This window comes from Anaerotignum sp. MB30-C6 (assembly GCF_030908465.1).
Taxonomy (GTDB): domain Bacteria; phylum Bacillota; class Clostridia; order Lachnospirales; family Anaerotignaceae; genus Chakrabartyella.
This window is the reverse complement of the sequence record NZ_CP133078.1, coordinates 2,724,537-2,751,532: the sequence shown is the minus strand read 5'-3', so window position 1 is coordinate 2,751,532 and position 26,996 is coordinate 2,724,537. Positions and strand designations below refer to the sequence as shown.

At 40.2% G+C, this 26,996-nt stretch carries 23 protein-coding genes, 6 tRNA genes and 1 rRNA gene; 26 read left to right on the top strand and 4 right to left on the bottom strand.

The features are described from left to right. The first annotated feature begins 460 nt into the window (after positions 1 to 460). From RBQ60_RS13425 to RBQ60_RS13400, 6 genes are all read left to right on the top strand, one after another. Positions 461 to 2,488 carry a hypothetical protein gene (locus tag RBQ60_RS13425; RefSeq protein WP_307884181.1) on the top strand — a complete coding sequence of 676 codons (2,028 nt, stop codon included), beginning with the start codon at positions 461 to 463 and terminating at the stop codon, positions 2,486 to 2,488. A 16-nt stretch (positions 2,489 to 2,504) separates the two neighbouring features. Next, complete coding sequence (gene tsaE, locus RBQ60_RS13420) at positions 2,505 to 2,942, top strand: tRNA (adenosine(37)-N6)-threonylcarbamoyltransferase complex ATPase subunit type 1 TsaE (protein WP_307884180.1); 438 nt, start codon at positions 2,505 to 2,507, stop codon at positions 2,940 to 2,942. After that, a complete protein-coding gene (gene tsaB, locus RBQ60_RS13415) occupies positions 2,939 to 3,655 on the top strand; it encodes a tRNA (adenosine(37)-N6)-threonylcarbamoyltransferase complex dimerization subunit type 1 TsaB (RefSeq protein ID WP_307884179.1) in 717 nt (238 codons plus the stop codon). Before tsaE ends, tsaB begins: the two co-directional genes overlap by 4 nt. Beyond that, complete coding sequence (gene rimI / locus RBQ60_RS13410; protein ID WP_307884178.1) at positions 3,648 to 4,139, top strand: ribosomal protein S18-alanine N-acetyltransferase; 492 nt, start codon at positions 3,648 to 3,650, stop codon at positions 4,137 to 4,139. Before tsaB ends, rimI begins: the two co-directional genes overlap by 8 nt. Positions 4,140 to 4,211: 72 nt before the next feature. Further along, positions 4,212 to 6,614 carry a Lon protease family protein gene (locus tag RBQ60_RS13405; RefSeq protein ID WP_307884177.1) on the top strand — a complete coding sequence of 801 codons (2,403 nt, stop codon included), beginning with the start codon at positions 4,212 to 4,214 and terminating at the stop codon, positions 6,612 to 6,614. Between the two features lie 174 nt (positions 6,615 to 6,788). Beyond that, a complete protein-coding gene (locus RBQ60_RS13400; protein ID WP_307884176.1) occupies positions 6,789 to 8,831 on the top strand; it encodes an N-acetylmuramoyl-L-alanine amidase in 2,043 nt (680 codons plus the stop codon). Between the two features lie 235 nt (positions 8,832 to 9,066). On the opposite strand, the gene RBQ60_RS13395 is transcribed toward RBQ60_RS13400, so the two are convergent. Further along, on the bottom strand, positions 9,067 to 9,468 hold the full coding sequence (locus RBQ60_RS13395) for a putative ABC transporter permease (protein WP_307884175.1): 402 nt from the start codon (positions 9,466 to 9,468) through the stop codon (positions 9,067 to 9,069). Between the two features lie 199 nt (positions 9,469 to 9,667). Between RBQ60_RS13395 and rph the strand changes: the two genes are divergently transcribed. From rph to RBQ60_RS13335, 12 genes are all read left to right on the top strand, one after another. Beyond that, complete coding sequence (gene rph, locus RBQ60_RS13390; protein WP_307884174.1) at positions 9,668 to 10,399, top strand: ribonuclease PH; 732 nt, start codon at positions 9,668 to 9,670, stop codon at positions 10,397 to 10,399. A gap of 17 nt (positions 10,400 to 10,416) precedes the next feature. Further along, entirely contained in the window at positions 10,417 to 11,016 is a 600-nt protein-coding gene (locus RBQ60_RS13385; RefSeq protein WP_307884173.1) for an XTP/dITP diphosphatase, read from the top strand. Next, entirely contained in the window at positions 11,013 to 11,531 is a 519-nt protein-coding gene (locus RBQ60_RS13380) for a metallophosphoesterase (protein ID WP_307884172.1), read from the top strand. The genes RBQ60_RS13385 and RBQ60_RS13380 overlap by 4 nt, the downstream gene beginning before the upstream one ends. Before the next feature lie 199 nt (positions 11,532 to 11,730). Then, positions 11,731 to 11,804 (top strand) — tRNA-Arg (locus RBQ60_RS13375). Positions 11,805 to 11,810: 6 nt separating this feature from the next. After that, a tRNA-Gly gene (locus RBQ60_RS13370) sits at positions 11,811 to 11,881 on the top strand. A gap of 11 nt (positions 11,882 to 11,892) precedes the next feature. After that, positions 11,893 to 11,966: transfer RNA gene (locus RBQ60_RS13365), tRNA-Arg, on the top strand. An 8-nt stretch (positions 11,967 to 11,974) separates the two neighbouring features. Next, positions 11,975 to 12,045: transfer RNA gene (locus tag RBQ60_RS13360), tRNA-Gly, on the top strand. A gap of 9 nt (positions 12,046 to 12,054) precedes the next feature. Continuing rightward, positions 12,055 to 12,128: transfer RNA gene (locus RBQ60_RS13355), tRNA-Arg, on the top strand. 95 nt (positions 12,129 to 12,223) lie between these two features. Next, a tRNA-Leu gene (locus RBQ60_RS13350) sits at positions 12,224 to 12,305 on the top strand. Positions 12,306 to 12,402: 97 nt separating this feature from the next. Beyond that, on the top strand, positions 12,403 to 12,606 hold the full coding sequence (locus RBQ60_RS13345) for a nucleic acid-binding protein (RefSeq protein WP_307884171.1): 204 nt from the start codon (positions 12,403 to 12,405) through the stop codon (positions 12,604 to 12,606). A gap of 300 nt (positions 12,607 to 12,906) precedes the next feature. Further along, positions 12,907 to 13,443: a 50S ribosomal protein L25 gene (locus RBQ60_RS13340; RefSeq protein WP_307884170.1), complete on the top strand. Its 537-nt coding sequence runs from the start codon at positions 12,907 to 12,909 to the stop codon at positions 13,441 to 13,443. 168 nt (positions 13,444 to 13,611) lie between these two features. Beyond that, positions 13,612 to 14,181 carry a hypothetical protein gene (locus RBQ60_RS13335; RefSeq protein WP_307884169.1) on the top strand — a complete coding sequence of 190 codons (570 nt, stop codon included), beginning with the start codon at positions 13,612 to 13,614 and terminating at the stop codon, positions 14,179 to 14,181. Here RBQ60_RS13335 and RBQ60_RS13330 read toward each other — a convergent pair. Together RBQ60_RS13330 and RBQ60_RS13325 are read right to left on the bottom strand one after the other, a co-directional pair. Continuing rightward, a complete protein-coding gene (locus tag RBQ60_RS13330) occupies positions 14,165 to 14,755 on the bottom strand; it encodes an ATP-dependent Clp protease proteolytic subunit (RefSeq protein WP_307884168.1) in 591 nt (196 codons plus the stop codon). The two genes, RBQ60_RS13335 and RBQ60_RS13330, sit on opposite strands and share 17 nt — an antisense overlap. Next, the gene (locus tag RBQ60_RS13325; protein ID WP_307884167.1) at positions 14,752 to 15,174 is read right to left on the bottom strand and encodes a helix-turn-helix domain-containing protein; all 423 of its coding nucleotides are present in this window, start codon (positions 15,172 to 15,174) and stop codon (positions 14,752 to 14,754) included. Before RBQ60_RS13325 ends, RBQ60_RS13330 begins: the two co-directional genes overlap by 4 nt. Before the next feature lie 363 nt (positions 15,175 to 15,537). On the opposite strand from RBQ60_RS13325, the gene RBQ60_RS13320 reads away from it, so the two are divergent. The 4 genes from RBQ60_RS13320 (at position 15,538) to RBQ60_RS13305 (ending at position 17,592) form a co-directional block, all read left to right on the top strand. Further along, positions 15,538 to 15,738 carry a helix-turn-helix transcriptional regulator gene (locus tag RBQ60_RS13320; RefSeq protein ID WP_307884166.1) on the top strand — a complete coding sequence of 67 codons (201 nt, stop codon included), beginning with the start codon at positions 15,538 to 15,540 and terminating at the stop codon, positions 15,736 to 15,738. Further along, a complete protein-coding gene (locus tag RBQ60_RS13315) occupies positions 15,738 to 16,142 on the top strand; it encodes a hypothetical protein (protein ID WP_307884165.1) in 405 nt (134 codons plus the stop codon). The genes RBQ60_RS13320 and RBQ60_RS13315 overlap by 1 nt, the downstream gene beginning before the upstream one ends. A gap of 251 nt (positions 16,143 to 16,393) precedes the next feature. After that, positions 16,394 to 16,861 (top strand): GNAT family N-acetyltransferase, encoded by a 468-nt coding sequence (locus RBQ60_RS13310; protein ID WP_307884164.1) that lies wholly within the window; start codon positions 16,394 to 16,396, stop codon positions 16,859 to 16,861. Between the two features lie 107 nt (positions 16,862 to 16,968). Next, on the top strand, positions 16,969 to 17,592 hold the full coding sequence (locus RBQ60_RS13305; protein WP_307884163.1) for an undecaprenyl diphosphate synthase family protein: 624 nt from the start codon (positions 16,969 to 16,971) through the stop codon (positions 17,590 to 17,592). 120 nt (positions 17,593 to 17,712) lie between these two features. On the opposite strand, the gene pepF is transcribed toward RBQ60_RS13305, so the two are convergent. After that, positions 17,713 to 19,509, bottom strand: coding sequence for an oligoendopeptidase F (gene pepF / locus RBQ60_RS13300; RefSeq protein WP_307884162.1), 1,797 nt, complete (start codon positions 19,507 to 19,509; stop codon positions 17,713 to 17,715). Between the two features lie 176 nt (positions 19,510 to 19,685). Between pepF and glgA the strand changes: the two genes are divergently transcribed. The 4 genes from glgA (at position 19,686) to RBQ60_RS13280 (ending at position 26,913) form a co-directional block, all read left to right on the top strand. After that, complete coding sequence (gene glgA, locus RBQ60_RS13295; protein ID WP_307884161.1) at positions 19,686 to 21,140, top strand: glycogen synthase GlgA; 1,455 nt, start codon at positions 19,686 to 19,688, stop codon at positions 21,138 to 21,140. A 209-nt stretch (positions 21,141 to 21,349) separates the two neighbouring features. Next, entirely contained in the window at positions 21,350 to 22,729 is a 1,380-nt protein-coding gene (locus tag RBQ60_RS13290; protein ID WP_307884160.1) for a DUF5711 family protein, read from the top strand. A 33-nt stretch (positions 22,730 to 22,762) separates the two neighbouring features. After that, on the top strand, positions 22,763 to 23,464 hold the full coding sequence (locus RBQ60_RS13285) for a CvpA family protein (RefSeq protein ID WP_307884159.1): 702 nt from the start codon (positions 22,763 to 22,765) through the stop codon (positions 23,462 to 23,464). Between the two features lie 550 nt (positions 23,465 to 24,014). Then, positions 24,015 to 26,913 (top strand): 23S ribosomal RNA (locus RBQ60_RS13280). The last annotated feature ends 83 nt before the right edge of the window (positions 26,914 to 26,996 follow it).

Genomic DNA, 26,996 nt, shown 5'->3' with positions numbered 1-26,996 from the left:
GAAATATTTTTATCATTTGTTAAGATTTGTGTAAACATTTTCATGGTATAATCATTTGGTGTGCTGTAACAAAAACTGGGACTTTGACCTTTTTTGCAGGACTGGAATAGTTCTAGGAGTATGAAAAGAAACTGTAAGGAAGATTGTATTTTAAATTACGGTGGAAGGGGCTGGTTTTGTGAATTTGGAACCAAAAGGAATCATACAATACGCTAAAATGGGATTTATGGCTTTAAAAGCGGGCAAGGGCGCTTTTTCGTTGATTAGGCGGCACCCCCTTCATAAACCTAAGAAAAAGAAACTACAAATGAGAAAAAATAGAAAGCAACAAAGATTTCAGCGAGGACTCAACGCTTTTTTTTCTGCTAGAAAGGGCATTTGTATGCGGATAAAAATAGGGTGCAGAGCATTGTTGATTTTAAAAGAGCGTTACTTATAATATTTTAAGGAGGACATGAGATTGGATGATCAGAGAAAGCACGAGCAGGCGTTGAATGGTAGTCATGTGGACAATGAAATGAAATATGGGGAAAAAACTGTGGAAGAAGAAAAAAAAGGTGTAGAAAGTTTGGGGACAAAACAGGAAGGTAATGGGGACAAACCTGAAAATGTGGATGAAACTGTGGAAATGCAGGGGGTTCATAGGGGAAATTCTGTGGAAACAACTGTGGATACTGTGGATACCTTTGATGATTGTCAAAGTAAAAGTGGAAATTCTGTGGATGAAACTGTGGACAATGTGGACAACCTAGTGAAAGTTGTGGAAACTGAAAATGCATCTACAAAAAAAGACGGCGGTGTTTGGTGGAAGGTATTATTGGGATTGGTAGCTTTTGTGGGCTTTTTGGGCTACTGCTGGTATGCTACCGGAGGCGGCTTAGGAAAATCTACTGATATTGCCATATCCTATGCGAAGGATAACGAATTATATCTTTACGATTTAAAAAATGACCCCTATGTGGTAAACGAAGGCATCAGCAATGGTGGTGCATACAACTACTACTATTCTGCTTGGGGTGCAACTGTTTCGGAGGATAACGAGGACTTATTTTATCTAACGGGGATTAATGCCGATGGTGTTGGCGTTTTATCCTATAAAGATATTAAAAATAAAGATGGGGAGCCTATTGTCCTTGGGGAAAGCGTGGCCCATTATATCAACAGTGCAGATGGCAAGGAGTGTGCCTATTTAGTTAAAAATGGCGATGAAATGGATTTATATGTTTATTATGGTGGCCAAAGCCGACTGGTTGCAGAGGATATTTTGCAGGAAAACGGTGCTTATGACTTAAGTAAAGATGGTTCTTATGTTTTATATAAAAAGAGCAACGGCGACAAGATTTCTTTATATGCTGCTGTTGTGGAAAAAGATGAGGAACCCACTAGATTGTCGGATTCTGTAGCTTTGAACTTGATTACAGAAAAAAGCAACATGGCATACTATTTGGAGCAACAGGGCGATACCTACCAGCTTTATGAATATGCCTTAGGTAAGGAACCCCAGTTGGTGGCAGAGCAAGTTACTTATCTTGAGCCTATGCCCAACGGTCAGGATGTTTTATATTGTGCGATGAGAACGGATGATACCTCCTTAGCCCAGTTGGTTGAGGATGATATTACAGATATTTCTCAATACGACCAGACACGTCAGGAGGCAATTGAAGAAATAAGAAGGAAAATGCAAGAAGAAAGCATGGACCCTATTTTCCAGGACTCTTATGTATTAACTGCCGCTGGGAAGAGAAGGATTCATGATACTGTAATCTCTGCGGCTTCTTTACCTGGAGAAAATGGATTTGTTGTTGGATATTCCATGGAGGCACCTGCCCCAGTAAAATTATCGGAAATTAACTCCTTTGATGAGGCCTTGTATACGTATTATTCCAATTTAATGTATGGACAAAAAGAAGTATTTATTGCAGATAAGGCTGGCAATGTGTATACTTTACAGGAAACCAACGTTATTCCTACTTCTGTTCAGGTTTCCGACGACGGAAAAATGGTCGCCTACTTTGTACCAGATGAGGTAACTGGAGGCAATGTACTCATGGTTGAGTCCCTTTATGGTAAGAAAGAGGCTGTTGAAGTTCAAAAAGGAGTAGAACAAATGGGCTTTATACAGGGGAGCACAGATTTAATATATTTCTATGATTATAATGGCGGTATGGGCAACTTAGGCTTGTACAGAGGAGATGCTATGGAATTAGACCAGAACACAACGGGCATTTACTTCTCTGATGATAAAAAAGAAGTGTACTATTTGGCTGACCCCAACACTACAACAGGCAACGGTACGTTAATGAAGTTTGACGGAAAAAATAAGGAAGAAATTGATCAGGATGTATTTAGTTTCCAGTACAAAGAAAATGGAAAACTTGCCTACTTGAAGAATTATGATTTTGAGAAGGGGCTTGGAGATTTGTATTACTACGATGGAAAAGCAACGCACATGGTTGATTCAGCCGTAACGGCAGTTTATATGTATTGAAAATGAGGTCGAAAGTATGAAAAAAGTTTGGGAAACCTTTTCTCCACAAGAGACAGAAGCCATTGGTGAAAAAATGGGCCAAGAAGCCGTATCCGGACAGGTTTATTCCTTGGACGGTGACCTTGGTGTGGGAAAGACTGTTTTTAGCAAGGGTTTTGCCCGAGGGTTGGGTATTACGGAGCATGTAACCAGCCCCACATTTACCATCATAAATGAATATATGGGGAGAATTCCCCTATATCATTTTGATGTATATCGTATTTCTTGTGAAGAAGAAATGGATGATACGGGTTATGAGGATTATTTTTATGGGGAAGGGATCTCCTTGGTGGAATGGGCAACGTTAATTCCTAATTTAATGCCCAAGGATGCCATTCATATTACCATAGAAAAAGATTTTAAAAAGGGTGATGATTACCGCCGCATCACTGTTTGTCAGGGGGAGAATGCATGAAAATATTAGCCATTGATACAACAGGGCAGACGGCCAGTGCCGCCATTGCAGATGGGGATACCCTAATTGCAGAATTTACCCTTAACTATAAATTAACCCATAGCCAGACAATCATGCCCATGGTAGCAGAAATTTGTGAAAAATCGGAAACAAACCCCAGAGAGGTAGACTATATCGCTTGTGCCAGTGGTCCGGGATCCTTCACAGGTCTGCGTATTGGAGCGGCAACAGCAAAAGGTTTAGCCTTAGCCATGGAAAAGGAGATTGTTCCCGTTCCCACATTAGATGCTTTGGCATATAATGTGTTTGAAACAGATAAAATTATTTGTCCGATTATGGATGCAAGACGCAGTCAGGTGTATACTGCTTTTTACCGTTGGGACAACGGGAGATTAAACCGTTTGACGGAAATGATGGCCATTAGTATTGATGACACCATTCGATTGGCGGAAGGTTATGGACAAAAGGTTATTTTCTTAGGAGACGGCGTGTCGGTTCACCAAGAAAAGCTATCACTTTACCCTAATTTTATGTATGCGCCTGCACACTGTTCTTTGCAAAGGGCAGCATCCGTTGCCGCTCTGGCTATGGTTTTAGCTAGGGACGGCAAGGCTGTTGCCAGCAACGCTTTTGAGCCCATCTACTTGAGAAAATCTCAGGCAGAACGGGAAAGGGAAGAACGCTTGCAGGGAGAGGAGCAACACAATGGTTAAAGTGATACCGATGCAAGAGGAGCATATTGAAGGGGTTCTGGCTGTGGAAGAAGCTACATTTTCAATCCCTTGGACCAGAAAGGATTTTGAACGAGAAGTAAGGGAAAATGCCATGGCAATTTACTTTGTTGCTATTGATGATTCATTGGATGAAGAAAAAGTAGTTGGATACGCAGGAATGTGGCATGTAATAACAGAAGGGCATATTACTAATGTTGCGGTTTTGCATGAATATCGCAGACAGGGCATTGGTGATCTTCTAATGGAGAACTTGGAGAAGGTTGCCCTTGAAAGAGAGATGATTGGAATTACCCTTGAGGTTCGTATCAATAACGAGGCTGCTCAGCGATTGTATCACAAATACGGATTTCGTCCCGAAGGGATTCGGAAAAACTATTATGCCGATACTCGCGAGGATGCCGTAATCATGTGGAAATATTATCCTTTCTATGAGGGTTATGAGGAACATTGCAATAAAGGATAAGAGAATGTCGGCAGAAAGGTGCATCTAAATAAGAACGCCATATGCCGACATTTTTAAAAGGAGGAGAGGAAGATGGCGCAGGAATTAAAATATTCACAGTTGAAAAATGGCTGTTTCCCTGAGGATTTTTCGTTCAACACAACAGGTGAAATTTCGCCCTTGGAAGGAATTATTGGTCAGGAGCGGGCTGTGCGGGCCTTTGACTTTGGCTTGATGGTAAAAATGAAGGGATACAACATTTATGTAGCTGGCCCTTCGGGAACGGGGAAAACAACGTATGCCAGAAGCAGTACTGAAAAACTTGCGGCAAAAGAGCCTATTCCAAGGGATTGGTGTTATGTCTATAACTTCCAAAACCCAAGAAACCCCCTAGCTCTACGTTTTGAAAAGGGCATGGGGCGGCAGTTTAAGGAGGATATGAATGAACTTGTTCAGCTTTTAAAGACGGAGATTCAAAAAGTATTTCGTGCCGAGGATTACGAAAAGCAAAAAAACGAATTGCTACGTTCTTTCGATGAAAAAAGAAGTAGTTTAATGGAAGATATGAGCAAAATGGCGGCAGAGTATGAATTCCAGGTTAAAACCACAAATTCGGGAATTTATTTTATGCCAATTGTGAATGGTAGTGCCATTGGCGAAGAGGAATATGACAATTTGCCTGAGGATGTAAAAAATGTAATTGAGAAAAATTCACAGGTGGTGCAGGAAAAAGCGGGCGCAATTATGCGGGATATCCGTGAGCTTGATAAGGCGTCGAAGAAACAGTTGGAACAGCTTGACTATAAAGTAGGTATGTTTGCCATTGGACATCATATCATCCAAATACAGGAAAAATATCAGGATTATAAACGGGTAATTGATTATATGAACGATTTAAAGGAAGATGTTTTGGAGAACCTTAGCCAGTTTTATGAGGATGATGAAGAAGGCGAGGAAGGACTATCTTCCCTATTGCCAATGTTAGGAAAGAAACCTGCAGAGGATGTTACGCTGAAATATAAAGTTAATTTAATTGTGGATCATTCCAAAAGTGAAGGGGCACCTGTAGTTGTATCCTTTAATCCTACCTATTCCAACTTAATTGGAGAGGTGGAGTATGACAGTGAGTTTGGTAACCTAACCACAGACTTTATGAAAATCAAAGGTGGTTTGTTGCACAAAGCCAATGGTGGATACTTGATTGTGCAGGCACAGGATGTGTTATCTTTGCCTCAAGCATGGGAAGCGTTACGCCGAGTGATTAAAACCAAGGAAATCAACATGGACAGCAGTAGGGATCAGCTTGGAGCAACGGTGGCACCTACGTTAAAGCCTGAACCCATTCCAGCGGATATAAAGGTGATTATGATTGGTAGCAACTACTACTATGAATTGTTGAGCGAATATGATGAAGAATTCGATAAATTCTTTAAAATAAAAGCGGATTTCGATTATGAAATGCCCCGAAGCAATGAAAATATGTGGAAGTTAGCTAGTTTCATAAAGCGTTTTGTGGAACAGGAAGAAACCATTGATTTTGATGTCAGTGCAGTTTGTGCAATTGTGGAACAGTCTTCAAGAATGGTGGAGCGGCAAAACAAGTTGTCGACACGGTTTAACCAGCTGGCGGAAATTCTTAGTGAGGCTGTAACTTGGGCAAAAATGGAAGAGGCTAAGATTGTTACTTCTGCCCATATTTCTAAAACCATTTATGAAAAGGAACAAAGATTGAAACTTTATGAAGAGAAACTTGGGGAAATGTTAGACGAAAACGTAATCATGATTGCAACCCAAGGCAGTGTAGTTGGGCAAATAAACGGTTTGGCAGTTTTGGATATGGGAAGCTATGCCTTTGGTAATCCTAGCCGTATTACCGCTACCACCTATGTAGGGAAGTCAGGGATTATAAATATTGAAAAAGAAGCACGTATGAGCGGCCACACCCACGACAAGGGGGTTCAGATTATAAGCGGGTTCTTGGGGCAAACCTATGCCCAGGAATTTCCTTTATCCCTTTCTTGCCGTATTTGTTTTGAACAAAATTATAATGGTATTGATGGAGATAGTGCTTCCAGTACAGAGCTTTACTGTATTCTTTCCTCCCTTTCTGAAGTACCCATCAGACAAGATTTAGCTGTTACGGGTTCTGTAAACCAAAAGGGTGAAATACAAGCCATTGGCGGTGTTACCCATAAAATAGAAGGTTATTACGACCTTTGCAAAAAACGTGGATTAACAGGAACCCAAGGGGTTCTCATTCCTGTTTCAAATATAAATGATTTGGTGTTAAAGGATGAAGTGGTGGAATCTGTAAAAAATGGTGAGTTCCATATTTATCCCATCAGTCATATTGAAGAAGGAATTGAACTTTTGATGGGTATACCTGCTGGTGAAAAAGATAGTAATGGTAAGTATCCTGAAGAAAGTATCCATGGATATGTCATGAGAAAACTTAGAAAGTTCCATGGTTTCTCTCAAGGCAAAGACGAAGATTAATTTAAAAACTCAGACTCCTTTACCTCTTCTTTGGGGTGAAGGAGTTTTCATTTATTAAAATTATATTTCAATTGGAACTTTTCTCTTTAAATTACGACAAAATTTGATATACTGAATAGGACTTAATAAAAGATAAGGCTTTTGCCTTTTATAGAATATTTTTTGGAGGTTACAATGAAATTTAGGGGGAAGCGACTACTACTAACCACGTTAGCCATAGGAATGATGATGACCAGCGTTGCTTATGCAAAAACCATTAAAATGAATTTATTTTACAATGGTAAAAATCATGCATACAGTGCGTCAGAGGTGAAAATTAAAATAGACGGAAAAGATTTGGAGCCCAAGGACATGCCACCAGTCATCATTGACGGCAGGACTATGCTTCCTATGCGACTGATTGCTCAGGAATTAGGTTGTGACGTTCTTTGGAGCGAGGAAACAAAGCAAGCATTTGTAATTAATGATGAATATACGGTGGCGTTTACATTGGGAAGTAAGAAGGCCCTTAAGAATGGGCAGGAATTTACTCTGGATGTGCCGGCCATGGTAGTCAATGATAGAACCATGCTACCGGTGCGAGCCTTAGCAAAAGCTTTGGATTTAAATATTACATGGGATGACCCCAACAGAACAGTGTACATCGGTGAGGGTGGCAGCACAACAGCACCACCTACGGAACCTTCTAAGCCCACTACCCAGGCTGTAAAAGTTTCTAAGGTTTCTGTTCCTGCTAGAACCACAGACCCGCAGGTATTTACCATAGAGTCAAATTCTGCAATCTATAGCTATGATGAAATTTATGTGGATGATTCCAAGGTTGTAATCGATATTCAAAATGCAACTTCTGCTCTAGGGGATAAGATTACGGCTACCAATAGTAGCGTTGTAACGGCAATTCGCTCTGCCCAGCATGATAATAAGGGGATCCCCGTAACCCGTGTTGTTTTGGATTTAAGCGGGAAAAAGGGATACACAGTAACCCAAAGTTCCGATAAGAAAAAAATTATGGTTACTTTTGAGCAAGTTGTTGTAGATGAAATCTCCCTTACAGGCCGTAGCGATTCTGACAGGCTGGTAGTGGGGGCGGACGGGGCTCTGGGGGCGAAGGTTTCCACTTTGTCAAATCCCCAGAGGATTGTTGTGGATATTCCTAACGTGGAATCAAAGGTACAGAACGAACTAAGCACAAAGGATTTATCTTATGTTACATCCGCCAGAACGGGTATGTATGATACCAACACATTCCGTATTGTATTGGAGGTTGGGCAGTTAACTGACTTTAGCTGGGAAGAAAAAAACAACGAATTAACCCTTGAAGTGAAAAAGTCCACCCTTGAGAATCTTTCTTATGATACAAGCTCCAATATCTTAACCTTGGATGATGTGGAGTCTTTGGACATTGATGATATTGAAAAAAGAGATCGTCATACAGAGGGCTATTATGAGATTCTTTTACCTGGTAATTATGAAAATGCCTATGGATACGGCACATTGAAGATTGGAAATGATGTGATGAATAACATTTCCCTTTCAACGAAGAATAATCAAACGGTAATTCGCTTTACACAAAATCGCTTTAGCGAGTATGTAGTAAAGGAAGGGAAGAGTGGCTATGAAATTCAGGTAAAAAATCCAAAAGATGTTTACGATAAAGTTTTACTTTTGGATGCAGGTCATGGTGGAAATGACCCTGGTACCAGCGGGAATGGTTTGACAGAAAAATCCCTTAACTTAGCATTGGCATTAAAAATTGAAGAGTATTTAAAAGACTCTGGTGTAAAGGTGTATCTGACAAGGGATAGCGATACTAGACCTGATAATAATTCCAGAGCAAAAAATGCAAATCAGATTTCAGACTTGATGGTTTCAATCCATTTTAATGCAGCCACAAACAACACCACTGCCAATGGTACAGAAACCCTATTCCAGGTACATAAAAATGACAACAACAGCATGTTGACTAGCCGTAAGGCGGCAGAGGTTATGCAAAGTCATTTGATTCAGGCATTAGGAACAACCAACCGTGGTGTGAAACAAAGAACTGACTTGTTGATTCTTAACGCAACAAAGGTGCCTACCATATTAGTGGAGGTATGTTTTCTCTCCAACCCTGGGGATGCTTTGAAAATTTCTTCAAAAGCAAATCAGGATATTGTGGCGAAAGCCATGGCGGATGCCATTGTAGAGATGATGGAAGATTACCGAATAAGATAAAGCACATGGTATCCTTTGGCTATCAGACAACGGTTTTACAATTAAATGGAGTAAATTAAAGGTACTGCAAAGATGGGATTTCTTTGCAGTACCTTTTTAAAATTTAAAAAGAATTATTTGTTCATAAACATGTAGGAATAGAGAAAAGGACCCGGCTTAAGCATCTATGGAAAAACCTTTTTCTTTAAAAAGAAATAAAACACAACTTTATTTTTTTTAAGAAACTAGTATTACCTTAAGTTGTGGTAATCCGTTTTAGAACCTTTTGGTTTAACAGTCGAGAGAAAAAACCTATGGGAATGCACAGAATGAGCCAAATGACGCTATAAGCTAAACATATTTGACCGAATAGATTATAGGGGAGACTGGAATAGTCCCAAACTTGCCAATCGAGCCATTTATTTACGATGATTCCTACAACAAACTCTATGGTAGTAACAATGGATGCCCCAGCAATGCAACGAGCCCAAAAAGGAAAAGGCGCGGTTGATGTAAACAAAGAAAATAAGCATAAAAATACAATCCCGCCAGTTAAAAACATGGTCCAGTGGGAGTAGCCACGATAAATGATTTCAAGGCTAAAATAGCCTAAGCTACCAATCAAAAAAATCATAGTTCTACGTATAAAAGTATCCATGTAAATCCTCCTTTCAGTAATAAAATTAGTATTATATTTTTTGCATGATTTATTAGGATTTCCTTTCTTTTCTTCTTGGTAATTTCTGATTAATTAAAAATTCTAAAATTCAGTGAAAGAAAAGCTGGAAAATATTCTGTTCAAATAGTGCCAGAGGGGATATAATGAGCAATAGATTCAAAAGAGGAGGTCAAAAGAAATGATGAGATTTGACAACAGGGGAAAAGATGAGTTAAGACCCATTAAACTAACGAAAGATTTTACCCGTTACGCTGAGGGGTCTGTTTTAATAGAGTGGGGAAATACAAAGGTTCTTTGTAATGCCACCGTAGAAGAAAGTGTTCCCGGGTTTAAAAAGGGCAGCGGCGAAGGTTGGGTTACAGCGGAATACTCCATGTTGCCCCGTGCTACCCAGACAAGAAACAAGCGGGATATAAATAAATTAAAGCTTAACCCCAGAGCAACAGAAATTCAAAGGTTGATTGGTAGAGCGTTACGTGGTGCTGTTAACATGAAGGAGCTGGGGGAGAGAAGTATCACGGTGGATTGTGACGTGATTCAGGCAGATGGTGGGACTAGAACGGCATCCATTACAGGAGGATTTATAGCATTGGCGTTGGCGTGTCAAAGGCTTTTGGAACACGGTCTTATTACAAAATTGCCCCTTCACCACTATATCACGGCGGTAAGCGTTGGTATTGTGGAGGGACAAGGTCTTTTGGATCTTTGCTACGAAGAGGATTCTACGGCAGAGGTTGATATGAATATTATTATGAGCGATGCAAAGGGATTCATCGAACTGCAAGGAACGGGAGAAAATGGTACTTTTTCTCAGGAACAGCTGGAAGAAATGCTTCGCCTTGGCAAGAAGGGCATCGTTGATTTAATTGAAATACAAAAAGCAGCTTTAGATGGGTTGGAACTGAACTAAGATTGGGGAGAAGTAAAATGGAAACAATTATTTTTGCAACAAAAAACAAAGGGAAAATCAAAGAAATCAACGCAATTTTAGAGGATATGAACGTAAAGGTTGTATCAATGGAAGATGCGGGAATTACCTTTGATGTCGTAGAAGATGGAACTACATTTGAAGAAAATGCCATGAAGAAAGCAGTTCAGATTATGGAAATTAGCCAAAAGATAACCTTATCTGACGATTCTGGCTTGGAAATTGATTATATGGATAAGGCTCCAGGTGTATATTCTGCTAGATTTCTGGGGGAAGACACACCTTATTCCCAAAGATTTGATGCGATTTTTGAAAAGCTGGCGGGTGTTGAAGCAGAAAAAAGAACTGCTCGGTTTGTAAGCTGCATTGCTGCGGCTTTTCCCGATGGAAGAAAGCTGATGAGTTATGATACAGTAGAAGGTATCATTGGTTGGGAAGTAAAAGGGGAAAATGGTTTCGGTTACGACCCTATTTTTTATGTTCCTGAAATAGAGAAATATATGGCTGAACTTTCCCCAGAGGAGAAGAATGCGATTAGCCATAGAGGAAAGGCTCTTCGCAAAATGAAGGTGTTGCTAAAAAAGGAATTGGATAAATGAAAATTTTAGTATTTAGCGATAGCCATGGACGAATTGACAATCCAAAAGCCATTTTGCAAAAGTTAGAGCAACAGGTGGATATGGTATTTCATTTAGGGGATTATGACGAAGATGCCATAGCCTTGCAGTCAATGTTTCCAAACCTACCCTTTCACTATGTAAAAGGAAATAACGATTTTAGTATGAATACAGTTTCCCATAAGTTGGTCATTGCCCAAGGGAAACGCTTTCTCTTGACCCATGGGCATAAACAGCGGGTTCACTACGACTTGAACACCATAGCTTACTGGGGAGAAGAACAAGGTGCGGATGCCGTTGTTTTTGGTCATACTCATGTAGCTTTGAATGATGACACTGGGAGGATTTTTTTATTTAACCCAGGGAGTATCACCCTACCCCGGGAGGGGCTTACACCTACCTTTGGAATAATAACCGTTGAAAAGAGAAAAATTGAAGGAACAATTATGGAATTTTCTCATAACGGTGAAATAAAAAGGCGACTGAGACAATGGTAGTTCAAATTATTTAAATTTCAGTTGTATAAAAGTAGTTTTGGCCACATTTTTTTGTACCAAAATACCCAGAAATGTGGCCTTAATACCCTTTTTATTGTTTTTGTTGAATTGGGTGAAATATTAAAAAAGGGTAAGTTTTTAAAAAAAGTGTTGACTTAACACGAAAGTTGTGGCATAATAATTTTTGCGTAATCGCTTTGAATCAGTAGCTCAGTTGGATAGAGCAACGGCCTTCTAAGCCGTGGGTCGGGGGTTCGAATCCCTCCTGGTTCAGATTTTGCGGGTGTAGTTCAATGGTAGAACGTCAGCCTTCCAAGCTGAACACGTGAGTTCGATTCTCATCACCCGCTTTTTTTTATGCGAATCAGTAGCTCAGTTGGATAGAGCAACGGCCTTCTAAGCCGTGGGTCGGGGGTTCGAATCCCTCCTGGTTCAGATTTTTTGCGGGTGTAGTTCAATGGTAGAACGTCAGCCTTCCAAGCTGAACACGTGAGTTCGATTCTCATCACCCGCTTTTTTGTGAGAATCAGTAGCTCAGTTGGATAGAGCAACGGCCTTCTAAGCCGTGGGTCGGGGGTTCGAATCCCTCCTGGTTCAGTGTGCTCGTTCCTGCGAGCTTTTTCATATTTACGACAATTTATCCCTTGACAATATTTTTTCTACAGGTTAAAATAAGTTTTGTAATTTTATATGCGGATGTGGCGAAATTGGCAGACGCGCTGGATTTAGGTTCCAGTGGGGTACCCCGTGCAGGTTCAAGTCCTGTCATCCGCAGCAAAAAAGGTCATGTATGAGGATTTGAACTCAAACATGACCTTTTTATTTTTACAATTATATATTAAAGAAAAGAATATTTATATAACAGGAGGTTATGCGTATATGTTTAAGAAGTCAATTTGATATGGTAGAAAATTGCGATATTAAAGTTGAGAATGGTGGATACGGTCTTACTGCTGCGAATAACACAAATAGAGTTTTTGCAGGAAGAATAGGAAAACCCAAAGTGGCAACTTGTCCTAATTGTGGTGAAATTTCTATTTATATTGAGAATACCGAAGATATAAAGAAAGCATAACCTTCCGTAATCGTTCAAATACACTGCAGGAAATCAGACGATAACATGTATAATCCTTATTACAGAAACAAAAATTGCAACCAGTTCTGGTTACTGTTTTTTTGTTCTGTAGTTATATTCTATAAACATACAAGAAAATAAACCCTTTATTTGCTTTAACTTTTTGTTTGTGCTATACTCGCTTTATACAATTAAAACAAGTTTTTAGGTATTTGGTTAAAAAAATCTGTAGAAAATGGAGGGATTATTATTTATAACATAAAAGGTGAACCCAGAGACAGAACTTTTAAAGCAAAACAATTGAGACGTATTGGCATTATTCCAGCATCGATTTATGGACGAAATTTAAAAGAGCCTATTTTGATTCAGATTCCTCTGACCGATGTCAATTGCCTTCTTAGCAAGGTATCAAAGGGAAATAGGATGACGATTGAAGTCGAAGATGAAAAATATAATGTCATATTTAAAAACATTACGCATGAACCCGTTAGACAACAAGTTGAGCACATAGAATTTCAGCATATTGTTGCCGATGAAGCGGTCAATAGCGTGGTAAAGGTAGTCTTAACAAATAAGGAAAAGAGTCAAAGCATAATCCAACAACATATTGACGAAATTCCCTATAAGGCACTACCAAGGAATTTTGTTCAAGAAATAGTTATAGACGTGGATGGAATGAAAGCCGGAACTATTGTTAAAATAGAAGATTTAGATATTGCTAAAAATGAGGATATTAAGCTTGCAATTCCAGAAGATACTATTATTGTAACTGTTGCTGAGAAAAAAAGAATGGTAATGGAGGAGACGGATGAGGAGCAAGGCTCTTCAATACTTTAGACTCTTGTATTTCATTTATCATTCACAACTACAATACACACAACATTAATTTTGACCTAATAACACAAATTAAAGTCATGTTTGAGGATTTGAACTCATACATGACTTTATTGTTTTCTTGTGATATTGTTGTAAAGGATTTATATTTAGGGGAGGAGGACATATACGATGAAAAGATTGCGGGGCATGCTTCTGTTCATTTTACTGTTGATGTTGACTGCTTGTTCAAGCAAGGCTGATTTACCTAAAGTTTTAAGCAAAGAGGGTATTTCTCCTTATGAATTATCAGAAAGTGAGAAATATATATTGCAGTCATTCAATATGGACGGCACTTCACAAATCATTTCTTTCAATGCACCGAAAGAGGCAATTGCCTTGAATGTAAATGTTTATCGTCTTGAAGACGGTGGTAAATGGAGCAGTACTGGTGGCGGTGGCATTTCTATCGGCACAGATAGAAAGCCAATTGACCAATTAACCGGAATATTTACAATGCAGCTAAAAGAAAATTATACAATTGATTTTGTTATTAATGCCGGTGGAAAGGCTTCCTACAAAACGGATGAAATTTTACTCGATAGTGAAGCAATGGTATCTATGAAAGGATTCTTGCAGGAATTTCAAGACATTACGATAAACTCGGAAATACCTGTTGCCCTTATGGTGTATGATAGCGATCAGCGATTATTCACTCTCAAAATACGAAAAAGGAAAGGGTATATTACCGATTCGAGATAATAGAGTCAATTAAGCCATATTTTAACGCATCTTCTGGACTCATAAAATAATCTCGGTCTGTATCTCTTTCAATTTCCTCAATGGTACGCCTAGTATTTTCTGCTAAGATTCGATTAAGTCTTTGTTTACTTCTTTGCATATAGTCGGACATGATTTTTATATCGCTGGCAGGTCCTTGAATACCATTACCATGCATAGCTGGTTGATGTATCATAATCTCGGCGTTTGGTAAAGCCATACGTTTCCCCTGTTTACCACCTGCTAACAAAAATGCACCGAAACTTGCAGCAAGCCCGATACATATCGTTGAAACATCGCATTTGATATACTGCATCGTATCATAAATTGCAAAACCTGCGGTTACAGAACCACCAGGACTATTGATATACAGTTGAATATCTTTACTAGGGTCTTGTGCCTCTAGAAAAAGCAGTTGGGCTACTATCAAACTTGCTGATGTATTACTGACTTCCTCTCCTAAAAAAATATTCCTATCAGATAACAACCTGGAGAAAATATCATAGCTTCTTTCTCCACGGCCGGTTTGCTCAATCACATATGGAATGGTACTCATGCGGCAATTCCTCCAATTTTTCTAGCATAATTTTGATTCACATTAGAATAGAGATGTAAACACATTGAAAGTTTCGTTTGCCTTGGTATAAAGACACCCATATCTCTATATATCTTTGGGGGATATACATAGACCTGCTTAAATGCCAATGAGAATGCCTGCTGTGAATTATAACCAGCTTCATAGGCAATCTGTGTAATTGGTCTATCAGTATTTGTAAGTTTCTCGGCAGCAATGGTAAGCCTGCGCACTTGCAAGTATTTATAAATAGTACAGCCAGTTTCCTCTGCAAATATTCGGTTAAGGTGAAATTTAGAATAGCCAATATTTTCAGCAATCTTTGCTAAGTCAATTTCTTTGTCTAAATTATTTTCTATATAATTAATAACTCCTTTTACAATGTGCTTATACGTATTCATGGTATCGCCTCCTGTTTATTCATTTTAACAAGATTTAAGGGATTTGTCTTAATAAAAAGTGCTATTTTCCAGATAATTAGATTGCTCCATTTGACAATATTTTCTCTGGATTTATGGATTTTTTGACCTCCCACGTCTTTTTTGTGAATCGGCAATTTAATGAAGTTTTCTTTATCTTATGTGGCTTGGGTTCAAAGTCATGTGTTAGGACATCTATCAAAAATGCAAGCAGAGATTATTTATATATCATTAAATAGGTATAAATAATTAATATTTTCATGGAAAGCTAGCTTGACATTTATCTTGCACTTATGATACTGTTCAAATAAGGAAAGCAAACTTTCCGTGAAGGGGAGGTTAAAAGTGAAAAATCGTTTGGAAGAGATTAGAAAGAAAAGAGGAATAAAGCAAGAAGATTTAGCTGCAGTTCTTGAGGTTTCGAGGCAGACAATTGGCTCCTTGGAAAACGGGCGATATAATCCGTCGATTATATTAGCATTTAAAATTGCTCGTTACTTTGAGATGCAAATTGAAGACATATTTATTTATGAGGAGGAAAAGTAATGAAGAAATCACTTAATATAATTTTGTTGATTGTAAGTGCTACTTTAATTGGAATTTGTTTCGTTTATTTGGAGGGAGATGGGTTAAAGCCTTGGTGTTTTGGCATAGGTGCAGGATTTTTAGGTTTTTCCGTTTCTAACTTAGTCATGTTGTATTGGTCTAAAAAATATCCAAAAGAAATGAAACAAGCTGAAATTGACTACAAAGACGAAAGAAGTGAAATAATCCGCAATAAAGCCAAGGCTAGAAGTTCTGATATTATCCAGTGGACGATTATGGCAGTTGCTTGGATCACTATTTTAGCAGACTTTGCCCTTTGGATAACAGTTCTTCTTGTGGGTGTGTTTTTGTTGAAAACCATTTTAGAATTGATTTTGATGAATAAATATAATAACGAGATGTAATCCAAGCTGGAGTTGATGATAAAACGCAAGAGTATAAATATGTGTAGGTGAATGAGTTCCTTCGTAAGTGTTCCTTGGAATACTCTTTTTAAAATGAATCCATGTGTGAGGTTTTTTCTCATACGTGGTTTTTTTAATTTAGGTATAGATAGTTCTGGTTAAAAAAGGGTTAGCCAACTGTTTGAATGGTGATTTTTGTGCTAAGATAGACTAAGTCAATTTATTTCTACTACCCTAGGGGGTGAAAATTCATGATTAGACCGATAAAAAACGAAGAAGTTATGCTATTGACTGAGTTTATTTATGAAGCGATTTTTCAAAAAGAAGGAGACAAACCCATTCCAAGGACTATTATTCAAGAACCGTGTATATGGATATATATTGATGGCTTTGGATCAAAAAAGGACGATCATTGTCTTGTGGCGGAGGTTGATGGATACACAGTAGGTGCTGTTTGGGTTCGGTGCATTAAGGCATTTGGGCACATTGATGATTCTGTCCCTGAATTAGCAATTTCCTTATATCCACAATATAGGGGGAAAGGTATCGGAAGTGAATTGATGAAAGAGATGTTGAAAATATTAAGGGAAAAGGGGTATCCAAGGACTTCTCTTGCAGTTCAAAAAGATAATTACGCCGTCAAAATGTATCAAAAAGTTGGATTTGAGATAGAGAGTGAAAATGACCAGGAGTTCATGATGGTTTGTAACCTCAAATAAGCAAAAAAGAATCAGCAAGGAAATTTCCAATTAATGTTATATATTTTTTGCCTTGTGGCATACTAACCTTATAGCTTCATCAAAACGAGACTTTAAGGAGAAAAAGTATGAGGATACCAAAACATATTGGCGTAATACCTGATGGGAACCGTCGCTGGGCGGTGGAAAATGGATTGGAAAAAAAGGATGGGTACCAGAAAGGTTTAAACCCTGGTTTGGAGTTATACAAAGTTTGCAAAAGAATGGGTGTAGAGGAGATTACTTATTACGGATTTACTGTGGATAATACAAAACGGCCCACGGAACAACGGCTTTCCTTTACCAATGCTTGCGTTGAAGCAGTGAAACTCCTTTCAAAGGAAGATGCAGAATTACTTGTTTTGGGTAACATCGGCTCCAAAATGTTTCCGGAGGAGCTTTTGCCCTATACAACAAGACAAACCTTTGGAAAGGGTGGTATTAGAATTAATTTTTTAGTCAATTACAGCTGGGAATGGGATACAGGCTTTGAGAAAAATGAAATAATGGGGCCTTTAAAATCCAAAGATGTTTCCCGTGTGGATCTTGTGATACGCTGGGGCGGAAGAAAACGTTTATCGGGATTTTTACCTTTGCAATCGGTTTATGCTGATTTTTACTTTCTTGATGAGTTCTGGCCCAACTTCGAAGAGAGCCATTTAGAAGAGGCCATTCAGTGGTATAACAAACAAGAAATCTCGTTAGGTGGCTAAAAAGTGTCATCCCTCAGGTGGGGGATGACATATTATATTTGTAATCATTGAAAAGTTATTATGGGAATAAAAAGGCAGGTACCCTTCTAGTGGATACCTGCCTTTCATTTATTTTAAGGTTTACAATGTTTCAAACTCATCTAACAATTCTTTAAATAAAGCAAGGGCCTTTTCAATGGGTTCCCCTGTGGAGAGGTCAACGCCGGCACCCTTTAATAAGTCGATGGAATACTCGCTGTCGCCTTTACAAAGGAATTCCATGTAGTCGTCGATAGCTGGTTTTCCTTTGTCAAGAATTCTTCTGGAAAGAGCAATGGCAGCACTATATCCTGTTGCGTACTGGTATACATAAAAGGCATTATAGAAATGGGGAATTCTTGCCCACTCTATATCGATTTCATCGTCTATGACGATATTTTCGCCAAAGTATTTCTTATTCAAATCACGATAGATGCTGTTCATGCATTCCCATGTTAAAGGCTCACCACCCTCAACCATTTCATGGGTGATTTTTTCAAATTCAGCAAACATTGTTTGGCGGAATAAGGTGCCACGGAACTGCTCTAAGAAGTAATTGATAAGGTACTTACGCATCATTTTATCATCCGTTGCATTTAAAAGGTGTTCCATTAACAATGCCTCGTTACAGGTGGAGGCCACTTCGGCAACGAAAATTTTGTGACCACTATACAGGTAGGGCTGTTTTTCCCAAGTAAAGTGACTATGCAGGGCATGACCCATTTCGTGAGCCAGGGTGAACATACTATTGATGGTGTCGTTATGATTTAACAAAACATAGGGATGCACGCCATAGCTGCCCCAAGAATAAGCACCGCCACGCTTGCCCTTGTTTTCATAAACGTCAATCCAGCCGTTATTCAGCCCTACTTGCAAAGCCTTCATGTAATCATCCCCTAAAACTTGAAGGGCTTTTGTTACGGTTTCTTTTGCCTCTTCATAAGGGATTTTTACGTCTGCTTCAGATACCAAGGGAACATAAAGGTCATACATATGAAGTTCCTCAACGCCAAGCTCTTTTTTTCGAATATCGATATAGCGATGGAGCAGAGGAAGGTTTTCATGAACCGTCTGAATGAGGGTATCATATACTGATAAAGGGATATTGTCATCGGAAAGAGCCATTTCCATTGCGGAGCCATATTTTCTTGTTTTTGCAAAGAACACATCGCTTTTTACAGAGGCACTGTATGTTGCGGCAAGGGTGTTTTTCTTGCTTAAATACACGCTGTATAAGGCTTTGAAGGCTTCTTCACGCACACGACGGTTTTGGCTTTCCAAGAATGTTATATAACGCCCTTTTGTTAACTCCCTTTGGTTTCCTTCTTCATCGGTAATCATAGGGAAATGGATATCAGCGTCATTCATCATTGTAAAAATATTTTGGGGTGCACCACCCAACTCCGAAGTTTTTGCCAAAAGCTGTTCTTCTGCTGGGGTAAGGGTGTGTTCCTTTTGTCTGAGCAAAGAGTGGAAATAATGGTCGTATATTTTAAATTCGTCTGCTAGCTCTTTACGAAAGCCTGCCAGTTTTTCTTCGGGAATACTGATAATCTCGGGGGAGATAAAGGAAACCGTCGCAGAATACTGAATCAAAAGGGTTTCTGCACGGGACGCCATACCTTGATAGAATGCGTTGGCACTATCTTCATGCAGACGCATATTTGCATAGGTATAAAGGTGCTCCAAAGTAAGGGAAAGTTCACTGTTTTTTGTTAAGCAATCTAAAAGGGTGCGGGCAGAGTCTGCCAAGTGGCCAGAAAAATCCCCCATTTCAGGGAGTCGTTTTTGCAAAGCGCCAAAGGTTTTTTCCCACTGTGCATCCTCAGCATAATAATCCTCAATACGCCACTTATAATCGGGGTTTGCTTCTTTTCTTTCGGGTAAAACGTGGTTCATAGGTATCATCCTTTCTAAAAGGGAAAATTAAATTTAATTTACAAAATTAAATGTATTTCTTTAAATGGTCATTTCTGAAATAGTATACCACTTTTTAGTAGGTATATGAAGGAAAAGCGAAGATTTTCTTGCCCATGATAAAAAATCATAGTATGATAGCAAAAGAGGTGAGATAGATGAAAAAAGGTTTAAAGGTACTGATTGTTGCCTCTGAGGCGGCACCCTTTATTAAAAGCGGCGGCTTGGGTGATGTAGTGGGGTCGTTGCCAATGGCACTGCGTGAGCAGGGAGTTGATGTTCGTGTAGTGATTCCTCGTCATATGGCTGTAAAAAACAGCGAAATGTATGGGGTGGAGTATGTTGGTGAATTTGATGTGCATTTATTTTGGCGTACGCAACGGGCGAAAGTGTTGGTAAAGCCCCAAGAAGTACCCATTTATTTTATAGAGAATGATTTTTACTTTGGTCGTGGAAACCTATACGGTTATGGGGATGACAACGAGAGGTTTTCATTTTTTGGCAAAGCTGTGTTGGACATGATGGCAATGTTGGATTTTTATCCTGATGTGCTACACTGTAACGATTGGCAGACAGGACCTGTTTGTATGTATTTAAAAGAAATTTACAGCAAAATGATTTATTATTCAAGAATCAAAACCCTCTTTACCATTCATAATTTGCAATACCAAGGGAATTTTGATAAGAACACCATGGAGATTTTGGGGGTGCCCTATTATTGCTATGAAAAAGGTACAGTAGAATTTTATAATAATGTTAGCTTCATGAAAATGGGGTTGGTTTATGCAGATCGGATTTCTACGGTAAGCCAAACTTATGCCAAAGAAATTCAAACATGGGAGTACGGCTATGGCATGGACGGCCTTTTACGCAGCCGTAAAGATGTATTAAGTGGAATCATCAATGGCATTGACTATTTAGCCAACGACCCTGAAAGGGACAATCGTATTATATGTAATTATAGTGCCGAAGATATTGAAGGAAAAGGGGAAAATAAGCGAGGGCTGCAAGAACGTCTGGGGCTTGAGAGGCGGGATGTGCCCGTGGTTTCCATGATAACCCGTCTAGCTGACCAAAAGGGCCTTGATATTTTATCCCACGTTTTCCACGATATGATGCAAAGAGATATTCAATTTGTTTTATTGGGTACAGGTGAAACAAGGTTTGAATACTTCTTTAGAGAAATGGCCAATCGCTACCCTGGTAGGATTAGCATTAATATTTTTTTCGACGAGACCTTAGCACAACAAATCTATGCCGGTTCCGATTTATTTTTAATGCCTTCTAAGTTTGAGCCTTGTGGGCTAGGGCAAATGTTTAGCCTACGTTACGGTACCATACCCATTGTGCGAAAAACAGGGGGCCTTGCGGATACAATACTACCTTATAATACGGAAAGTAAAAAGGGTAATGGCTTTTTATTTGAAAATTACGATGGAGGCAGTATTCTTTGGGCATTGGATCAGGCCCTTGGGGTTTACAATATGGGTAAGGATGAGTGGAGCCATGTTGTAAAAAATGCCATGAACAGTAATTATTCTTGGGCCAACTCTGCGTCAGAATATATTAAGCTTTATGAATCGCTGAAAAAAGAAGCAACACCAGCAGAATAATGGAAAAGCCTTTTATTTAAGAGATATGTTTTTACCTTGAAATATGTTTCTGAGTAGTAGGCTTTTTTTCTTTAGAAAAGTAGCAAATATTTTGACTAGAAAAGACGAAAAAAAGTCAATGTTTTTGCTGGGGGAAATTGCAAATAATGTTGAAATAGAGTATGATGAAATTTATGAGAAAAGGACATTGCATAAGGAAGGAGCAGTCTATGCAAAAGGAAGGAAAAGGGAGAAAACCAAACAAAGGGCTTATTTCACTGCTGTTTTTACTGACTGTGGTTGGTGCAGCAGCAGGATTTATTTATATGGATACATTTTACGGTGGAGGGAAACTTCAAGGCTATTTTTCTACGGTATTGCAAAAAGACGGCCCAAGGGAAGGAGAAGAGAGTCCCGTTTCAAGCCAAGAAAAAATGGTAATTGACGAAAGCAGTCACTCCAAGTTTGCCGCTTTTGAGGAACGCTTCTTGCTGTGTACCAAAGACGGTGTAAAATTCTTCAACGGGATGGGGGACCGAAAGTGGAACGATACGTTTAATATGACCACGCCCCAGTTGATTTTCGAAGGAGAATATGCAGCAGTTGGCGATATGAGCGGCAAAACCATACATGTTTATGGGGAAAATGGTTTATTGTATAAAGTGCAGACCGAGGGAGAACTGATGCAGTTTGCGTTAAATATGAATGGATATTTATCGGTTATTTCTAAGGAAAATAGTGCATATCGTATTCAGATATACAATACAAGTGGAACGCTGTTAAAAGGACGAATAGAGGAAAGTGCAGGGGTATTTCCACTATCTTCTGATATTTCTGATGATAATAAGTCTTTCGTTGTAAGCTACATGGATACTTCTGACGTAGAACCCGTAGGCAGAGTATTGTTTTTTTACATAAACCCTGAAGACAGCGAGAACTACACAGACAGCATGTTTGCCGCAGTAGAAAAAAATGGTGAAATCGTTCCCATTATCGGCTTTATGCAGGGGGGAGTGCTTGCGGTCATTTCAGATAAGATGGTATATGGAATTTCTGCTGCAGGGCAGGAAGCATGGGGGTATCCTCTGGATAATATGGTGCAGCAAGCTTCTTTAGCCAATAAAGATTATGTTGTCCTTGCCTTGGGGGATGTCATTACGAATAAGGAAGGCCGTGCGGAGGGTTCCGTTTTATGGATAAACAAAAGCGGAGAGGAAAGCGCCTATTACGAAGGTGAAGGGGAAGTTGAGTATTTACAGGCCTCAGAACATGGGGTTGTTATTGGCGTGGATAAGATGTACTTGGGACTCAGGCATAGTGGGAAATTAGCTTGGAGTTATCGGGCCACTTCCGATGTGCGAGATATTTTGCCTATGGAAAGCCTAGAGCAAGTAATGCTTGTAACCAAAAATGAGGCGATTATTACGCAAATGAAGGGCAGTCAAAAGGCTAAGCCTATTGTTTCAGATGAAACGGAACCGAAACATGAGGTGGTTGGGGGAAAGGCTGAAACAGAAACGAATCTGCCCTTGTCGAATGTGCCAGCGGAACCTGTGGAGGAAGATGGGAACACCGAGGAAAAGCAAAAGAAAGCAAGTATTGCGGAATAAAGTGTAAAGAAATTTTAGAGCGAAGGTGAGTATATGGAACAAATGCCATTGATATTGGATGGGCTAGTGGTAGTTGGAATTTTAGCTTGTGCCATTATAGGCTATTATAAAGGGTTTATTATAGAGGCATTGAGTTTTTTACCCATGGTTGCGGCATTGGTGGCTGTAAAGTTATTTACTCCTATTGCAGGGAAGTGGTTACGGCAGACACCTATGTTTGGTTCCTTGGCCGATTCTATTGGGGAGTCTATGCAACTGGATGCGGCAATTAGTAATGCGGCGATGCAGACCCAAACAGAAATCATACAGAATATGAAGTTGCCAGATTTTTTAAAGAACTCTTTATTGGAAAATAATAATCCCGTTATTTATAGCCTATTAGATGCAGAAGGTTTAAAGGATTATATTGCGGGCTTTTTGGCCAATGTTTGTGTAAATATTGTGAGTGTGATTTTAGTATTTATTGTTGTTTTAATTGGTGTAAAGTTTTTGCTAAAGGCGTTAAACCTTGTAAGTAAGTTGCCAATCTTAAACTTTTGCAATCGTTGCAGCGGGATGTTGATCGGGGGGGCTAAAGGTCTATTTTGGTTTTGGCTCATTGCAATGGGTTTGACTTTTTTTCAATGTAATGCAAAACTACACCCTATTTTTTCTGCCTTGGACCAATCTTCCGTTGCGTTATTTCTTTATGAAAATAACATTTTATTATATCTAATCTTGACAATTTTTGCGTGAGAAACCCAGTGTTTTCAAGGGGTCGTTATATTATGCAAAAAAAAGCGAAAAAAATTGTTGACAAAGGTGCTTATACATGATAGTATGTTTAGGCGGTCGCAAGAAGGCCGAAAAAACCTCGAACAGAGGCGAATGCACCTTGAAAACTGAATACAAGAAAAAATAGAGTCAATCGAGAAATAAATAAATTTCTTTAGAAATAATAAAGTAGTTTTTTCATTGCAATGCAATGAAAACCGATTTTATCTTTGATTTTATGCAGCTCTTACATTTTTATAAATGTGAGGTGGCAGCATTCAAAACATCAAAGAAAAAATCTAACGAAGTTAGCAGACGATGCTAACAAAAATCGTAGTATCGCTACTACGAAACATTCCAAAGAACAAGCTATAGATTTTGACTTGATGAGAAGAGGGTCAAAGCAATAAGGAAGTTTTTTCATTACTTCGTAATGAAAACCGATTTTTGTTTTGATTTCGCACTGCTCTTACATTTCTACGAAATGTTAGGTCGCAGTACTCAGAACATCAATACAAAAATCTAACGAACTGGTCAAGCAAGAAAGAGCACAAGGAGAATGCCTTGGCACTAGGAGCCGATGAAAGACGTGATAAGCTGCGATAAGCTTCGGGGAGGCGCAAATAGCCATCGATCCGGAGATTTCTGAATGGGGAAACCTACTTGAGCAAACCTCAAGTATCCGTAGGTGAATACATAGCCTGCGGAAGGGAACGCTGTGAACTGAAACATCTAAGTAGCAGCAGGAGGAGAAAGAAAACTCGATTTCCTTAGTAGCGGCGAGCGAACGGGAAACAGGCCAAACCGAAGGACCTAGTTCTTCGGGGTTGCGGACTGTATAAGGCATTGGCAAGAGATAGTCGAAGTGTTTTGGGAAAGCACACCAAAGAAGGTGAAAGTCCAGTAGACGAAATTTCGAGCCAGCTGACAGTATCCAGAGTACCACGGGACACGAGAAACCCTGTGGGAAGCCGGGGGGACCACCCCCCAAGCCTAAATACTCCCTAGTGACCGATAGTGAAGTAGTACTGTGAAGGAAAGGTGAAAAGAACCCCGGGAGGGGAGTGAAAGAGAACCTGAAACCTTGTGCTTACAAACAGTCAGAGGGCTTTGTGCCTGATGGCGTACTTTTTGTAGAACGGTCCGGCGAGTTACTAATGCCAGCGAGGTTAAGTGGTTAGAAGCCACGGAGCCGAAGGGAAACCAAGTCTGAATAGGGCGTATAGTTAGTATTAGTAGACCCGAAACCGGGTGACCTATCCATGTCCAGGTTGAAGGAGCCGTAAAAGGCTTTGGAGGACCGAACACACATCTGTTGAAAAAGGTGGTGATGAGGTGTGGATAGCGGAGAAATTCCAATCGAACTCGGAGATAGCTGGTTCTCCTCGAAATAGCTTTAGGGCTAGCCTCGAGAGGAGTCTAACGGAGGTAAAGCACTGAACTGACGCGGGGCCCAAAAAGGTTACCAACTCATATCAAACTAAGAATGCCGTAGAGATACCCTCGGGAGTCAGTCTATGTGAGATAAGTCGCATGGACAAAAGGGAAAGAGCCCAGACCGACAGCTAAGGTCCCAAAGTACGTGTTAAGTGGAAAAGGATGTGGGATTTCATAGACAACTAGGATGTTGGCTTAGAAGCAGCCACTCATTTAAAGAGTGCGTAACAGCTCACTAGTCGAGAAAACCTGCGCCGAAAATGTAACGGGGCTAAAACACGTCACCGAAGCTACGGATTGACAACTTAAGTGTTGTCAGTGGTAGAGGAGCATCCTGCAAGGATGAAGCCAAAGCGAGAGCAATGGTGGACGAAACAGGAGAGAGAATGCCGGAATGAGTAGCGAGATATATGTGAGAAACATATAGGCCGAATATCTAAGGTTTCCTGAGTAAAGCTAATCTTCTCAGGGTTAGTCGGGGCCTAAGGCGAGGACGAAAGTCGTAGTCGATGGACAACAGGTTGATATTCCTGTACTACGTATAATCAGAACTGTGGGGACGCAGGAGGATAGGGAAACCGGGGAATGGAAAAACCCGGTCAAGCATAAAGCCAAGGGAGATAGGCAAATCCGTCTCTTGATGGTGAAATGTGATGAGGACTGAACAAAAGTAGGGAAGTTTCCGAATCCACACTGCCGAGAAAAGCCGCTATTGTATTATACGTACCCGTACCGTAAACCGACACAGGTAGATGAGGAGAAAATCCACAGGCCGACGGGAGAAGTGTTGTTAAGGAACTCGGCAAAATGACCCCGTAACTTAGGGATAAGGGGAGCCACGCAAGTGGCCGCAGAAAAGAGGCTCAAGCGACTGTTTAGCAAAAACATAGGTCTATGCGAAACCGTAAGGTGATGTATATGGGCTGACACCTGCCCGGTGCTGGAAGGTTAAAAGGAGAGGTTAGCGTAAGCGAAGCTTTGAATTCAAGCCCCAGTAAACGGCGGCCGTAACTATAACGGTCCTAAGGTAGCGAAATTCCTTGTCAGGTAAGTTCTGACCCGCACGAAAGGTGTAACGATTTGAGCACTGTCTCGACAACACGCCCGGTGAAATTGAAGAACCAGTGAAGATACTGGTTACCCGCAACAGGACGGAAAGACCCCATGGAGCTTTACTGCAGCCTGATACTGGGATTCGATGATATATGTACAGGATAGGAGGGAGGCTATGAAGCCAGGACGCTAGTCTTGGTGGAGCCGCCGGTGGGATACCTCTCTTATGTCATTGAATTTCTAACTAATGCCCGTGATCCGGGTATAGGACAATGTCAGGCGGGCAGTTTGACTGGGGCGGTCGCCTCCTAAAAGGTAACGGAGGCGCTCGAAGGTCACCTCAGAATGATTGGAAACCATTCAAAGAGTGTAAAGGCAAAAGGTGGCTTGACTGCGACAGCGACGGCTGGAGCAGGTACGAAAGTAGGACTTAGTGATCCGGTGGTAATAAGTGGGAATGCCATCGCTCAACGGATAAAAGCTACCCTGGGGATAACAGGCTTATCTCCCCCAAGAGTTCACATCGACGGGGAGGTTTGGCACCTCGATGTCGGCTCATCGCATCCTGGGGCTGTAGTCGGTCCCAAGGGTTGGGCTGTTCGCCCATTAAAGCGGTACGCGAGCTGGGTTCAGAACGTCGTGAGACAGTTCGGTCCCTATCCGTTGTGGGCGCTGGAAATTTGAGAGGAGCTGTCCTTAGTACGAGAGGACCGGGATGGACGTACCTCTGGTGTACCGGTTGCAGACCAACTGCACAGCCGGGTAGCTATGTATGGAACGGATAAACGCTGAAGGCATCTAAGCGTGAAGCCGCCCTCAAGATAAGATTTCCCATTCTTCGGAAGTAAGGTCCCTTGAAGATAACGAGGTAGATAGGTTGGAGGTGTAAGCACGGCAACGTGTTCAGCTGACCAATACTAATAGACCGAGGGCTTGACCAAATGAAAGATTGATGATATAATAGCGTGGTAGTTTCTTTTCTTGACGGAAAAGACCACTAATATCCTTTGCACCAATAACCTCT

Excerpts from the sequence above, each read along its gene's own strand:
- tsaE (WP_307884180.1), top strand. The coding sequence starts at position 2,505 with ATGAAAAAAGTTTGGGAAACCTTTTCTCCACAAGAGACAGAAGCCATT.
- tsaB (WP_307884179.1), top strand. The coding sequence starts at position 2,939 with ATGAAAATATTAGCCATTGATACAACAGGGCAGACGGCCAGTGCCGCC.
- rimI (WP_307884178.1), top strand. The coding sequence starts at position 3,648 with ATGGTTAAAGTGATACCGATGCAAGAGGAGCATATTGAAGGGGTTCTG.
- RBQ60_RS13405 (WP_307884177.1), top strand. The coding sequence starts at position 4,212 with ATGGCGCAGGAATTAAAATATTCACAGTTGAAAAATGGCTGTTTCCCT.
- RBQ60_RS13400 (WP_307884176.1), top strand. The coding sequence starts at position 6,789 with ATGAAATTTAGGGGGAAGCGACTACTACTAACCACGTTAGCCATAGGA.
- RBQ60_RS13395 (WP_307884175.1), bottom strand. The coding sequence starts at position 9,468 with ATGGATACTTTTATACGTAGAACTATGATTTTTTTGATTGGTAGCTTA.
- rph (WP_307884174.1), top strand. The coding sequence starts at position 9,668 with ATGATGAGATTTGACAACAGGGGAAAAGATGAGTTAAGACCCATTAAA.
- RBQ60_RS13385 (WP_307884173.1), top strand. The coding sequence starts at position 10,417 with ATGGAAACAATTATTTTTGCAACAAAAAACAAAGGGAAAATCAAAGAA.
- RBQ60_RS13380 (WP_307884172.1), top strand. The coding sequence starts at position 11,013 with ATGAAAATTTTAGTATTTAGCGATAGCCATGGACGAATTGACAATCCA.
- RBQ60_RS13345 (WP_307884171.1), top strand. The coding sequence starts at position 12,403 with ATGCGTATATGTTTAAGAAGTCAATTTGATATGGTAGAAAATTGCGAT.
- RBQ60_RS13335 (WP_307884169.1), top strand. The coding sequence starts at position 13,612 with ATGAAAAGATTGCGGGGCATGCTTCTGTTCATTTTACTGTTGATGTTG.
- RBQ60_RS13330 (WP_307884168.1), bottom strand. The coding sequence starts at position 14,755 with ATGAGTACCATTCCATATGTGATTGAGCAAACCGGCCGTGGAGAAAGA.
- RBQ60_RS13325 (WP_307884167.1), bottom strand. The coding sequence starts at position 15,174 with ATGAATACGTATAAGCACATTGTAAAAGGAGTTATTAATTATATAGAA.
- RBQ60_RS13315 (WP_307884165.1), top strand. The coding sequence starts at position 15,738 with ATGAAGAAATCACTTAATATAATTTTGTTGATTGTAAGTGCTACTTTA.
- RBQ60_RS13310 (WP_307884164.1), top strand. The coding sequence starts at position 16,394 with ATGATTAGACCGATAAAAAACGAAGAAGTTATGCTATTGACTGAGTTT.
- RBQ60_RS13305 (WP_307884163.1), top strand. The coding sequence starts at position 16,969 with ATGAGGATACCAAAACATATTGGCGTAATACCTGATGGGAACCGTCGC.
- pepF (WP_307884162.1), bottom strand. The coding sequence starts at position 19,509 with ATGAACCACGTTTTACCCGAAAGAAAAGAAGCAAACCCCGATTATAAG.
- glgA (WP_307884161.1), top strand. The coding sequence starts at position 19,686 with ATGAAAAAAGGTTTAAAGGTACTGATTGTTGCCTCTGAGGCGGCACCC.
- RBQ60_RS13290 (WP_307884160.1), top strand. The coding sequence starts at position 21,350 with ATGCAAAAGGAAGGAAAAGGGAGAAAACCAAACAAAGGGCTTATTTCA.
- RBQ60_RS13285 (WP_307884159.1), top strand. The coding sequence starts at position 22,763 with ATGGAACAAATGCCATTGATATTGGATGGGCTAGTGGTAGTTGGAATT.